Annotated in this window: 11 protein-coding genes and 2 pseudogenes; 4 read left to right on the plus strand and 9 right to left on the minus strand. The window is 35.0% G+C overall.

What is annotated here, in order from left to right:
• Positions 1–83 precede the first annotated feature (83 nt).
• Both J7I90_RS03315 and J7I90_RS03320 read right to left on the minus strand, forming a co-directional pair.
• Positions 84–1,148, minus strand: coding sequence for a sulfite oxidase (locus J7I90_RS03315; protein ID WP_214768423.1), 1,065 nt, complete (start codon positions 1,146–1,148; stop codon positions 84–86).
• 189 nt (positions 1,149–1,337) lie between these two features.
• Positions 1,338–1,553 (minus strand): hypothetical protein, encoded by a 216-nt coding sequence (locus J7I90_RS03320; RefSeq protein ID WP_214768424.1) that lies wholly within the window; start codon positions 1,551–1,553, stop codon positions 1,338–1,340.
• A 546-nt stretch (positions 1,554–2,099) separates the two neighbouring features.
• Between J7I90_RS03320 and J7I90_RS03325 the strand changes: the two genes are divergently transcribed.
• Both J7I90_RS03325 and J7I90_RS03330 read left to right on the plus strand, forming a co-directional pair.
• Positions 2,100–2,570: a hypothetical protein gene (locus tag J7I90_RS03325; protein WP_214768425.1), complete on the plus strand. Its 471-nt coding sequence runs from the start codon at positions 2,100–2,102 to the stop codon at positions 2,568–2,570.
• 213 nt (positions 2,571–2,783) lie between these two features.
• Entirely contained in the window at positions 2,784–3,236 is a 453-nt protein-coding gene (locus tag J7I90_RS03330) for a hypothetical protein (protein WP_214768426.1), read from the plus strand.
• Positions 3,237–3,502: 266 nt separating this feature from the next.
• On the opposite strand, the gene J7I90_RS03335 is transcribed toward J7I90_RS03330, so the two are convergent.
• The 3 genes and pseudogenes from J7I90_RS03335 to J7I90_RS03345 all read right to left on the minus strand — a co-directional run bounded on the left by J7I90_RS03335 (position 3,503) and on the right by J7I90_RS03345 (position 6,967).
• Positions 3,503–3,817, minus strand: a complete 315-nt coding sequence (locus tag J7I90_RS03335; RefSeq protein ID WP_057276246.1) for an MTH1187 family thiamine-binding protein — start codon at positions 3,815–3,817, stop codon at positions 3,503–3,505.
• Positions 3,818–4,158: 341 nt separating this feature from the next.
• Positions 4,159–5,327: pseudogene (locus J7I90_RS03340) on the minus strand (MFS transporter).
• 263 nt (positions 5,328–5,590) lie between these two features.
• Positions 5,591–6,967 carry an aminotransferase-like domain-containing protein gene (locus J7I90_RS03345; RefSeq protein WP_214768427.1) on the minus strand — a complete coding sequence of 459 codons (1,377 nt, stop codon included), beginning with the start codon at positions 6,965–6,967 and terminating at the stop codon, positions 5,591–5,593.
• Positions 6,968–7,127: 160 nt separating this feature from the next.
• Between J7I90_RS03345 and J7I90_RS03350 the strand changes: the two genes are divergently transcribed.
• A complete protein-coding gene (locus tag J7I90_RS03350) occupies positions 7,128–8,030 on the plus strand; it encodes a DMT family transporter (protein WP_214768428.1) in 903 nt (300 codons plus the stop codon).
• A 444-nt stretch (positions 8,031–8,474) separates the two neighbouring features.
• Here the strand turns inward: J7I90_RS03350 and J7I90_RS03355 are convergent, their stop codons facing one another.
• Both J7I90_RS03355 and J7I90_RS03360 read right to left on the minus strand, forming a co-directional pair.
• Positions 8,475–8,687, minus strand: coding sequence for a hypothetical protein (locus J7I90_RS03355; RefSeq protein ID WP_214768429.1), 213 nt, complete (start codon positions 8,685–8,687; stop codon positions 8,475–8,477).
• 293 nt (positions 8,688–8,980) lie between these two features.
• On the minus strand, positions 8,981–9,640 hold the full coding sequence (locus J7I90_RS03360; RefSeq protein ID WP_251025090.1) for a GyrI-like domain-containing protein: 660 nt from the start codon (positions 9,638–9,640) through the stop codon (positions 8,981–8,983).
• 520 nt (positions 9,641–10,160) lie between these two features.
• On the opposite strand from J7I90_RS03360, the gene J7I90_RS03365 reads away from it, so the two are divergent.
• On the plus strand, positions 10,161–11,252 hold the full coding sequence (locus J7I90_RS03365; protein ID WP_214768430.1) for a GerAB/ArcD/ProY family transporter: 1,092 nt from the start codon (positions 10,161–10,163) through the stop codon (positions 11,250–11,252).
• Between the two features lie 217 nt (positions 11,253–11,469).
• Here the strand turns inward: J7I90_RS03365 and J7I90_RS03370 are convergent.
• Positions 11,470–11,848: pseudogene (locus J7I90_RS03370) on the minus strand (transposase); the annotation flags it as partial.
• A gap of 9 nt (positions 11,849–11,857) precedes the next feature.
• A complete protein-coding gene (locus J7I90_RS03375; RefSeq protein ID WP_214768431.1) occupies positions 11,858–12,274 on the minus strand; it encodes a hypothetical protein in 417 nt (138 codons plus the stop codon).
• Positions 12,275–12,450: the final 176 nt, after the last annotated feature.

A 12,450-nucleotide genomic window follows, 5' to 3' on the forward strand; every position in this document is an offset into this window, starting at 1 on the left:
TTATCTCTATACCAAAAAAACGTTATTTGGCTAAATCCAAAAGTTTTTTCAGCCGTTTTCATTTCCTTAAATTAAAATTAAAGTTATTCTACCTTAACCTTTATTTTATCAATGGCATTATACCCATAACCTTTCTTATTCCAAAAAGGTAAATTAGGTTGAATTTGACCAAATGAATCTGTTGCTTTGGATTTAATCGTGTACTCACCTTTTTCTGATATACTCCATTCGAAAGACCAACTAACCCATCCATAACCAACATTCTTACCAGGTAATATATCGGCATTACTCCATGTATAGCCATCATCAATACTAATTTCCACCTTGGTAATAACCCCTTTCCCTGTCCATGCAATCCCTTTGATTAAATGCACACCTGTATTAATTTTTTCCATATCCAGCGGTTTTTGGATAGTCGAATTGATATTTATTGCAGTGACAGGAAATGCATTTTGATCATTGTCTTTATTTGGATAATACATATAATCAATGGTTTGAAAAGGCCCAGTGAAAGGAGTATTAATAACACTTATCTGCTTTATCCACTTAACAGATGCCATTGCATACCACTGCGGAACGATTAATCTCAATGGATAACCATGTTTAAAAGGAATTGGCTGGTTATTATACTCATATGCAATGATTGTATCCTGATGCAGTGCTTTCTCGATAGGCAAACTCCTCGTGTAGGTGTAAACCTCATCCAGATCGGTCCTAAGGCCATAATCATATCCCTCCACGACAACTTCTTGTGCCCCTTCTCCTATTCCAGATATTTCAAGCAACGTCCGTAATGGTACACCTTTCCACTCCCCTTGACTAATGGCCCCCTTTTCCCATTGTTCTCCAAATGTTTTAGGTTCGAAGAGATTACGCTTGTCTCCCGAGCATTCAAGGACAACTTCAACCGTTTTGGATGGATATTGAAGAATATCTTGCATGGACAGCAGTAATGGAACTGATACTACTCCATTTATAGGAAGCCAATAGTTTGAATAAGAAATTGTCGGATAAGTAAAGTGGTTCCTTCTAAAAAATAATTGGTTTACCACACTATCATCATTGATGAATTGAATGGGTGTCTCCTGATTTTCCGGCAGCAAACTACGCGTAGTTAAATAGGGTCTCACTTTTTGAGGTTTTGTCATGATCCCCTCCCAATTAATATGAATCATTATTGATGTATACGTTCATTACTGCCCATTTCATCCTACACAATCTTGTTTAAATCCAGTTTGACTAATCTTACGACCGATCTTATTGATCATATTTGAATGGCTATTTGCTGTGTATTTCCTTGCAACAAATAAGGTAAGGAATCATTTAATTTCCAGTTCTTAGGATATTAATCCAATAGCACTTTTTAGCACTTTCGGTGCCTTTTTAATTCCTTCCGTTCCAATAAAACTGCTCGCACTAGCTATTATTATGCTTGAAGAAATGAATTTGACCACATAAAAAATTCCTGATCCAATAATTAGATCCAGGATTAAAAACCTTTTTATTGTTGAACCTTTTATTATATAAATAACGATTTGGTCGTTTTTCTTCATACTTAGAATTGTCACACCCTTATCTTTTTCTAAATGTTATGACAAAGAGGGGTTGTCATATTCTTCTGTATCTTGTCTTTACCATTTAATAAAACTGATTTTTGTTAGTGGCGGGCATAACAAGCTTCTAAAAAACATACCTTATTTGCTGCTATTTTGTGACGACTCCACATAAAAGGTCGATATGAATGTCTTTCATTCCACCAATCTAAAACCCTTTACGAATTGAATGGGTTCTCCGGATGTGACCCTCTTCTTCTCATTTGTTCGGAATTATGTTTTATTGACAATTAACGTTATATTCCAAGAAACGCTCTTAAAGGGCTCTGGGTTGCTGATGGTTCTATGATTTTTGAAGGAAAAAGCTTTAGCAACCTAATCCAAGTACAAAGTGGAATTCTCACTATGGAAAAATACAAAATGAACAAAACTACTCTACCCAAGTTAAGAAAGAAGAGCTATAGTATAAACTTGATGTAATTGGATAGGGGATTTTAGTGGACCCTCCCCTATAATTAGTGTGGTAATCTACATAAGGAGACAACCATGTATATTTGGAATATTAACAAACTTGTCAAGGCGTTACAGTCGGGAACAATTTCCGGCAAACAAAAGAAAAGATATCGGATAACTTTTTGGTTACTAGTTGCTCTTACAGTGTTTTCACTCCCCGGAGTTTATAACCCTTCATCTATGAATGGATATGATGTTATTGATCTAATTTTATTTTTTATTATCAATGTGATTGCAATCTATCTTTTAGTCAATATTTATAAAAAGAGAAGGAGGAAAGAATTAGATTTCTTCTTGCCCTTTTTTAGCTTAGTGATTCCACTGTTTTTACGTAACAGCTTATGGACCATTCTTTTAACTATCATTGGCTTAATTTACATTGTCTTATTTGCTCCTTATCATTTACTTGAGGAAACTAATATTATCGATGTAAGCATTAATGCTATAGTCGAAATTGTCATGAATATTATGTTTGTCCATTATTTTAAGAAGATATATAACTAGGAAGCACCTATTTGGGTGCTTTTTTTAATTGACTTCACACTTTCACTTCTTTGCTGACATCTCCATTCATGCCTTATAGGTATCAGATTTCATTCCTATTAATTAAACAAACGGGAATCAAAAATGAAAAAAATTTGTCTCTTATCAGTTTCTTAGTACTAATCTCTTTTTCTCCTAATAAACTTAATAAACTAACTATTTAGGAGGGGTGCAATGTTTAATCAAAAACTGGATAATATTAGGCCGCTTATTTGTAAAATTAATGACGTCACTTACCAAAAGTACCATCTATATAAGAAATCATATGAGCGGGAAGTTTTTGTCATAAAAGATTACGGTGAAGACCGCGGTATTACCAATAAAAGTATTGCATTATTCGAAGCAGTCAAGGATCATTTTGATCGTTTTAAAATTGCTAAAATTACTAAAGAAATTAATAAAGATAATATTTTGCTCGATAGCGATCTCATCCTTATAGACAAAAAAGGAAATGAGCTACACCTTTCTGGTTGTAGTTGCGGGTATGCTGGCACTGATTCACAGGGGAAAGTTGAAATTTTGAATAAGGCTGGATTCGAGATAGATAGAAGGTTTGTGTTTTGTTCAAAAGGATTCACTCTTTTTCATCCAAATGAAGAAAAAGAACTTTATGGCGAACGTTTATAAATTATCCGATAACGGCTAATATCTATCACTACCTAATCTCCTCAGCAATATATAAAATGGAAATGTATGAAATAATAAATAAAAAAGCCTTGGGAACTGATAAATCAGTATACCAAGGCTTTAAAGCTATTAATACATTGACATTAATTAAAGATCATTAACGAAACTCGGGATATATCTATGAAGAACAGCAATATCTCGACGAAATTCAGGATATATCCCCGAAAACAGCATTATCTACATTTCACTGTTAATTACAAAACCTGTTATTCCTCAAGCATGCCCTTCACTCGCTCTACTTTGTCTTCCATCCTGCGTTCTTTATCACGACGGTCATCGATTCGGATATTCGTACAAACTCTAGCAAGACCTTTTTCAAAAGGTACTTCGTGCATCGCTTGGATCACCTCAAACAATTTAGGCAGGTCGCCTTCAATGATTGTATTCATGGGTGTCAATTGAAAACGAATTTCCCCCTTCTCTTCATATTGCTTTAATACTCTTTGAATATCTGCCACATAGCTGCTAACACTTGGAGTTTGTGTACCGACAGGAATAACAGTTACATCAACTATTGCCATTCTTATTCACCAATCCTTTATATGTATTTCAATCAAGAAGCATCCACCCTATAGAAGGCAGATGTTTTTTACTATTATAACTCAAACTTCGCACCTGGGAAATTTGAGAGGAGCTTTGAAGTTGGCGATTCGTGAATCAAAGCACTTCTACTGGCAAGTAAAATACTGTAGAATCGGTCAATTAAAAAAGGAAGCGTTGATTTTCCAAACTTTTCCTGATGATTAGGTCATTAGCTGCTTTTTTATACCTCCCTACGAGTAGAACTGGTTGTATTCCAGTTCTACTATTTGGGTATCCAGCTAACAAATCCACCTCTATTAAAATAGAGGTGGATTTGTTTTTAAATCGATTTATTATGCCTTTTCTTTTCATTTATATAATCCTTATAGACTAAAACAGCAATCAAAATAAAACTTAGACTAACAAACCTGAAGATCATCTCTAAACTGATCCATTCTGCTAAAATACCTAATACAAACGCGCTAACTCCAACACCAACGTCAAAACTGGAAAAAAAGGTTGCGTTGGCTGCTCCTCTTTTTTCTTCACTTACCTTTTGAACAGTCCATGTTTGTAAACATGGCATAACCGTGCCATAACCTGCCCCAAATAAAATCGCCGCAACGATAAGTTGAGATTCATTTATCGTATATGACAAGATAACAAGTGAAAAGAATCCTAACACAGCCGCCATAATGATAATAAACCAAGGTCCTTTTTTGTCATACCATTTTCCGGTAAACGGGCGTAGTAAAGTTGAGACAGTTGCATTGATAAGGAAGAATAAAAAAATATGATCTACTTCCCTTTGCTTCCCAAAAAGAACCAAAAATGTGATGATAGCCCCAAAACCTAGTGTTGTAATAACCGTAAGTAACGCTTGAAACCATACGTCTTTTTCAAAAATCATATCTAAAAAGCGAAATGGCTTCTTCTCACGCTCTACAATAGTAGGTGAATAGACAAATTGAAGCGCAAGTACTGCCAATAAGCTCAATACGGCTGATGACCCTATCAATATATCGAAGGAAAAAGAGTCATAGATAAGGATACCTATACTTGGTGCAACGATAGCCCCGACCGTTGTGGATATAGAAAAATACCCTATCCCTTCTCCTAAGCGTGTCTTGGGAATAAAATCCACTACCATTGTACTGTTAGCTGTGGTTGATACCCCCATGCTGCACCATGGAAAAGCCGTAACAATAGAAGAAGCCATATCATATTAAGAAACGGATATGGTATTGTAATGACCATTAAAGCTGCACTTGCACAAATGGCCAGGCTTTTCCTCTCGTTATCCATAGAATAGTAACCTACAAAAGGCCTGATTAAAACAGCACCTACCGTAAATAATGATGTGATTAGACCAACTTGAATGGAAGATGCATTCATCCTTAACAAATGAGCAGGCAAAATAGAAAGCAACATTTCAAGCCCAATAAAAACTAAAAAGTTGCTTATAAATAAAAAAAGAAATGATTTATTAAAGATTCTTTGATTTTTCAAATAATTATTCCTCGCTTCTAAATTATTATTCTAAGTTAGAAGCGTTTGGAACACCGAAACATTTTTCAATTGCCTAAGGTTTTTAGTCAATTGACTCACCTCTCTAAACCCCTTCATATCAGAACCTACCCTTATAAACAAGCAGCTCTATTTTTCAATAACTTTATAGAAAGGAATTAAGGGAGGGACAAGTTAAAATCATTTATGGAATATTTAAAGAACTTGTGATTATTTAGGTTGTGACGGGAAAAACCCGACATTTTCTAAAGGAGTAAAAAGTTATTTGGAGCAATATGTTTTTTTCTACTGTCAATTAAAGCAATACAGTGAGCCAATCGCTCTATCCCTAGTTTAATTTGACTCTCGTTCACTTGAGAGATGCATAAACGAACGAGATTTTCCTTTTTATATTCTGCTAAAAACATTCTGGAGGCATCATCAACATATATTTGCTGCTCGTTTAGCATATGAACCACCTGTTTTGCTTTCACATTCTCGGGCAAACTGATGGAAAGATAGAATCCGGAATTCGGTTTAGAAAAAGAAGTATTAGCCGGCAGCAATAATTCACATGCTTCTTGAAGGATTTGCATTTTAGTTTGGTATACCTCTTTTACTTTTTTGAGATGACTATTAAACATTCCGCTTTTTAAATAGATTTCTAGCGCACCTTGAGAAAGTGCTGAACTATTAAAATCCGAACTGAATTTATACCGTAAAAAGTTGTTCATCATTAATGCAGGAAGAACGACAGTCCCAATCCTTAACCCTGGGAGAAAAATTTTCGAAATGCTTTTAATATAAATCACTCTCCCAGAAGGATCAAAAGAAAATAAAGGATCGGATTTTGGATTTGGATCAAGATCTCCTAAAATATCATCCTCCACTATATATACATCGTATTTTTCTGCTAACTCAACGATTTTTTTCTTTTCGCCATTTGTGTAACTATGTCCAAGTGGATTGTGAAATCTCGGGATAATATAGAAAAACTTTATTTCATTATTTCGAAAAATGTATTCCAGTCGATCAAGATCTATTCCTTCCATTGATAACTCGATCCCAAAGGTGGTCGCTTGATGCAGATTGATGGACTCGATGAATCCAAAATAAGTAGGCTGTTCAATTAGAATATTGTTTTTCCCATTTGGAAATGGCATCGAAACTAATAAATGGAGGGCTTGCTGCGAGCCAGAGACAACAACTAATCTTTCTGGTTTAGTGAAGACCTGTAAATTCTCCAAATATTTCACCAACTGCACTCGCAGTGAGTAAAGCCCTTGTTGATCAGAGTATGTAAATAGCTCTTCTTTGTATTGATCAATTGCTTGATTCATACAATGTTGAAATTCAACATAGGGCATAACATTTTTATCTGGACCGGCAGACAAAAAATCAATCACCTCATTTTCTTCCTTCGCTTTTTGATATTCATTCACAACATAGTAGCCGCTTTTAGGAACAGAATAAATTAAATGCTCTTTTTCAAGTTCTGCATATGCTTTAATTACCGTATTTTTGCTACATGAAAAATACTCAGATAATTGACGAACAGAAGGAAGTTTACTGCCTGCAATTAGCGAACCATCTTCTAGTCGAAGCTTAATGTCTTCCATTATAATTATATATTTTGAGTTCATATATTAATCCCCCTCCAACTGTACCAGGACAGATAGGTAAAAAAACGGTTTATTTTTATTGAACGTACTCATAGTATGTTAATTATATCAGAACTGCTTTTACGATAAGTAAAAAATGGTACAGATGTGGTACAAAGTATAAAGATTGGGGTTGGAAAAGATGCTGGGGGAAACAAGAGAAAAATTCGGATTATTTTTGGGATTGGTGGGTGTCATTTGTTTTAGCTTAACACTCCCTTCAACAAGTGTTGCAGTGGAGTATTTTGGGACTACGATCGTTGGTTTAGGAAGAACAGTTGTAGCCGCCATTATAGTAGCGGTGGTACTGATTGTTCGAAAAGAAAAACTACCTTCCCTTCGCCAATTCAAGCGACTACTTATTGTTGCTTTTGGTGCAGTTTTAGGATTTCCTCTCCTCACTTCTTGGGCAATGGAATCCTTGCCTGTTTCTCATGGTGCTGTGGAATTGGCTCTCTTACCGTTATCAACAGCAGGATTTGCCATATTTAGAGCAGGTGAAATCCCATCTCTCAAATTCTGGATTTCAAGTATCATCAGCTCTTTAGCGGTTATTATGTATGCACTTCATCTTGGGTTCGGCCAATTGCAATTAGCCGATTTAGCTTTACTGGCAGCTGTCATCATACTTGGACTTAGTTACGCAGAAGGGGGGGAATTATCTAAAGAGTTGGGTAGCTGGCAAGTGATTGCATGGGCCATTATGATCGGTGCTCCATTTTTCATAATTCCAGTTGGGCTGAACCTTACAACTGAAATGCTTCATGCCCCAATACATGCATGGATTAGTTTCATTTATCTTGCAGTCGTTAGTCAATTTCTAGCATATGTTGCTTGGTATAGCGGAATGGCAATGGGAGGGATAGCAAGAGTTAGTCAGATTCAATACTTACAACCATTTTTGATGATTGTATTTGCAACAGTATTTCTAGATGAATCCATCACATTTTTCACCATTGTAATAGCAGTAATTGTTGTCTTTTCTGTAATAATAGGCAAAAATGCTCCAGTATCAAAAAACGAAGCTGTATCAAGGAAAAGCTAACTGCATTTAGAACGAATTCCAATGGATGTAGAAACCGTCAGTCATGAATATGGATTCAAAATACAACAAAATAGAAGGGAAAGCTATGTTATGTCAAAATCATCCATTGTAAAGACAAAAGTTAATCGTTGATCGACTGAACGAATTTCGAATAGGGATGAGCAACAGATTTCATTATTAATGAAATCAAATCTAAAAAAATAATAGAATGTTACCGCCTAACAGGAGTGTTGATCAAATAAGGATTAACGCTCTTTTTTTTTACAAATTAGGCTTAAATCTCGCATTGTAAAATCTTTATAGTAAAATATTCCATATTCATTATATCTTACAGATACCCCGACTTAGTTTCACAAAAAATTCTTAACCGGTTTCTTCCCTTATCATGGTTCATCTTTCACACAGCCATAAAAAAGCACCCAAACCAATGGATACCTTCTCCTTTTATTCATTAATTTTGACTTCTTTCAATAGATCATTTCTATACGAAATTGCATCTCGTTCAAAAACTTTTTTAAACCTGTTTTCGTACTCTTCGCGGGTTATTAGACCTTTTTCTTCCAGTAATTCCACTAAAGCCCTAACCCTTACTCTACTCGACACTAATTCGTTTGTCATATTGGACAATAAAATACCAATTTTCTCATCATCATTCATTTTTTCATCCCCTTTGTTTAACTAATTTGACAAAGTGGACCAATTCCCTGCAAAAAAAAGCACCAAAAATAATCGATGCTAATGTTTTTCAATAGGTTAATTGAGGGTAGTGTTAGTTCCTCTTTTACACCCTCATAAAAACTATGAGCCATACTATAAAAACCATATTATAGAAACCTTATAAGGACTACTTAATTGCATCCAATGGTAATAATGCACCTTTTACTCTATGTAAACTCCTTCAATCTTTGCTACATTAAATGAATGAATGCATGTTAACAGCTAAGTTTATGCTATTCTATCGGCTTAACCTTATACCTCAAAACTGTTTTTAATTTTGAAGGTTCGACTTTTCTAAAATCTGAAAGATATATTTCCCTATGTTGTAACGACTTTATTTCAAGATTATTATTTTTAATGAATTCATTCATTACTTTAAAACTTTGAGGTTCATCATCATAAGGACCGACATGAAGCATTTGGACAGATAAACCATCATGATATGTACCGAACTTTACATCATTTAGAAATCGATGTGGTTTCTTTTTTTCTACATGTTCAAATGCTCTGTCCACTATTTCCTTTGTTACAAAATCTGGTTGTCTAATCATGATCGTATATAATAATTCATCTTTATTTAATGTATCTAATTTCTTTCCCTCTTCCGTTAAATCCCAAATCCCTTCTAATGGAAATACGGTATATTCAAAATATCCAGCTGGAGTGTATCCTTGCTTCGGCATCATCCTGACCGCATAAGCCAATGAATAAAGGACACCTATCTTTTCAGCGAATTCGTGCTGATTTGGATTTCCTTTTCCCTTTATCAAAAAAAATTTCTGTTCTGGAATTGATACAAGTTCAGGTTTTTGTTTTGGGATATATAAATTCTTCTCTCGTTTTCTCCATTCGTATTTCATTAGTTTTGATTCCCTTCTATATATTTTTTCCATTCATCAAGAAATTAAAATACAGTTTCATCTTATTAGTAAAGGACAATGGTTCCTCTAAACGTTCATCGTCAACCTTTTTATTACCCGTGCGAAAAAGATCACCATTACGATATCTACCCTTTGTCCTGAAGGTCTTTAAGATTCACTATTGGTTGATATTTCTTTTTTATCACTCATCTATCCCCCCCTCTGTTGTTCCAAGATAAGACTTTCCACCTATCTTTCGGAAAAGGATATCACGGTTCTCTATTTCGCTTTTTTGTCCGCTCACACGCTTGAACCTTCCTTTTGTAAGCCTTACCCATTGCCGTCCTCAAAGTTCTTGGGTCGTCCACATGTTTCTGTTCCGCGTCAAATGCCTCACTCAATCAGTTTCCATTAAATGTAACTAAAAATCTCAACTTACCGACAAGGATCCGTACAAAAATTCCATCCACAATTTAATCGATCTTTTTGAATAGATTTCACTTATAAAAGCCAGATTATTAAAATATATGAGTGATACAAATGAGGGTCCTACATGAATCAAGCTGGTGTTAATGAAAAATATAAGGTATCGTCATTTTATGTGTTTTTTTTAGTGCATTCCATGCAAACTGGATTAGGCGTATTGAGTTTTCAAAGAGATTTGGCTAAAGCGACGGGAACCGATGGCTGGTTATCCATACTCCTAGCTGGATTGATTGTGCATATATTAATTTGGCTAATCTATAAGATATTTAGTATTGTTCCTGGCGATATAATCTCCACTAATAATCATGCATTCGGTAAATGGATTGGTAGTTTCTTCAGTCTTTTATTTATTCTTTACTTTTTTGTCCTTGGAATGACGATCATAATCGGCTATACAAATGTCATTCATGTTTGGATGTTTGAAGAGGTACCTTCTTGGGCATTTGCTTTGGTTTTCCTTATCTTGATTTATTATATAAATACAGGGGGATTCCGAACCATTACGGGTATTACCTTCTTAACTGTAATAATTTCATACTGGCTTTTATTTGTACCTTTTTATGGTTTTAAATACTCTGATTTCACCGGTTTTCTTCCTATTTTCCATCATAATTTATTCGAAATAATGAATGGAACTAAAAGTATTTCATTATCCATGCTTGGATTTGAAATGATACTGATGTATTATCCATTCATCAAAAATGCTGAAAGATCGCAAAAGTATGCTCACGGAGGAGTTGTGCTCACTACGTTATTGAGCTTATTACTTTATTTTGTATCGGTAGTCTTTTATTCCCAGAAACAATTGACCCTTACTCTATACCCAACACTAACATTGACCAGCATTATTGAGTTGCCCTTTATTCAACGGTTCGAATACATAACTGTTTCTTGGTGGACCATCATTATCATACCCAATATGGTCATTCCTTTGTGGGCTGCCAGCAGGGGGATCAAGCGCTTATTCAATGTCCAGCAAAAGTATCCCTTATGGGGAATGTCCATAATCATACTGCTTGTGAATATACTTTTTTATGATATCGATTCCTTATATATATTAAATAAAATAATCAATCCCTACAGCGTTTGCTTCATTGTTATTTATTTGCCTCTTCTTTTTGTTTTCATAAGCATTAAAAAATGGCGGACCCGGTTATGAAAAAGTTTGAAATTCCTAGTGATACTGTATTCAGCTGTTCTTATAACGAGCCCACTATCACGAATTGTCCCCATCAGATAAATATCAATTCCTTCACCAAATAAGTTCGGGCTAGGGAAACAAAAGGGGTTCGGAATTAAAAAATCCTGAACCCCTTTTGAAATTCCCTCTGAATTTCTCCTAAAGTTAAGAGATTGGGCTCTTCGAGCCCACTAAGTTAGGCCATTTTTGGACCTCGCCATGTCCTATTTGCCATTCTCTTTAATTGATGGCAACGAAAGTAAGCAACACCTGCATTGACAATTTTTTAGTCACCTTAAAGTAGGCCAACGCATACCATACTTTTCCTTAGCATCTGCAAATACACGCTCAATCGTTTCTTTACGCTTCGCATTTATAGGTTTTACAACTTGATGATCACGCAGATGATCTGCTTCTTCCACATGTGTTTGCCAGATATGCCGTGTCACCACTTTTTGACAGTCTTTGCTTTCTGTACACCGAGATAAAAATGAGCATGTTGCACAGATGTGTTTGGGGGATTTATACTCGCGATAGCCCTCTTTATTTGTTGTTGAGTACTTTAATAGCTCGCCTACTGTTTACTATTTTACAAATCGGACTAAAGTTTTTTCACCAATTTCTATTTGGTTAATATCGAAGTTGTTTAGTTGTATAGTTAGTTCACCATATCGCTTGTCAGCTTCTTCTCCAATCCCGCAGCTATATAGTTCGAAAAAATCACCTTCTTCAAGGTAGTTGTTCATAATCTTGCAAAGTTCAGTAAGTTTCACTTTGGATTCTTCACATACTTCTTTGGTCGCCCATTCTTCTGAAATGACGATTCCCCAATCATTAGATATATCGTAAACATATGGTGTGGTGAATTGAAATTTCTGTACGTTAACTCTTTCCTCTTCATCTGAAAAACCCCAACCTATCTTAACTATATCTTCCGATTCTGAATCATAATCGTGAAGAGGTAGTTCAACATTGCAACCGATATAACTGCATAAACTCATTTCAACTGTCTCCTTTATTGTTTAATTAACTCATTCTTGATAAGGGTAACAGCAAGAATTGGGTATATAAATAAAAAGCAACAATATTTACGAAAACTGCCTTTTTTTTATGTTAAAAGCAACAATCTATAAAAAAAGAGCCTAAAACAGAAATGACTCTAGGCAAAAGTGTTCTA

The organism is Bacillus sp. ISL-57, assembly GCF_018613135.1.
Classification (GTDB): Bacteria; Bacillota; Bacilli; order Bacillales; family DSM-1321; genus Peribacillus; species Peribacillus frigoritolerans.

What these genes read in the sequence shown, in the direction of transcription:
- J7I90_RS03315 (WP_214768423.1), bottom strand. Translation starts at nt 1,148, where the DNA reads ATGACAAAACCTCAAAAAGTGAGACCCTATTTAACTACGCGTAGTTTG.
- J7I90_RS03320 (WP_214768424.1), bottom strand. Translation starts at nt 1,553, where the DNA reads ATGAAGAAAAACGACCAAATCGTTATTTATATAATAAAAGGTTCAACA.
- J7I90_RS03325 (WP_214768425.1), top strand. Translation starts at nt 2,100, where the DNA reads ATGTATATTTGGAATATTAACAAACTTGTCAAGGCGTTACAGTCGGGA.
- J7I90_RS03330 (WP_214768426.1), top strand. Translation starts at nt 2,784, where the DNA reads ATGTTTAATCAAAAACTGGATAATATTAGGCCGCTTATTTGTAAAATT.
- J7I90_RS03335 (WP_057276246.1), bottom strand. Translation starts at nt 3,817, where the DNA reads ATGGCAATAGTTGATGTAACTGTTATTCCTGTCGGTACACAAACTCCA.
- J7I90_RS03345 (WP_214768427.1), bottom strand. Translation starts at nt 6,967, where the DNA reads ATGAACTCAAAATATATAATTATAATGGAAGACATTAAGCTTCGACTA.
- J7I90_RS03350 (WP_214768428.1), top strand. Translation starts at nt 7,128, where the DNA reads ATGCTGGGGGAAACAAGAGAAAAATTCGGATTATTTTTGGGATTGGTG.
- J7I90_RS03355 (WP_214768429.1), bottom strand. Translation starts at nt 8,687, where the DNA reads ATGAATGATGATGAGAAAATTGGTATTTTATTGTCCAATATGACAAAC.
- J7I90_RS03360 (WP_251025090.1), bottom strand. Translation starts at nt 9,640, where the DNA reads ATGGAAAAAATATATAGAAGGGAATCAAAACTAATGAAATACGAATGG.
- J7I90_RS03365 (WP_214768430.1), top strand. Translation starts at nt 10,161, where the DNA reads ATGAATCAAGCTGGTGTTAATGAAAAATATAAGGTATCGTCATTTTAT.
- J7I90_RS03375 (WP_214768431.1), bottom strand. Translation starts at nt 12,274, where the DNA reads ATGAGTTTATGCAGTTATATCGGTTGCAATGTTGAACTACCTCTTCAC.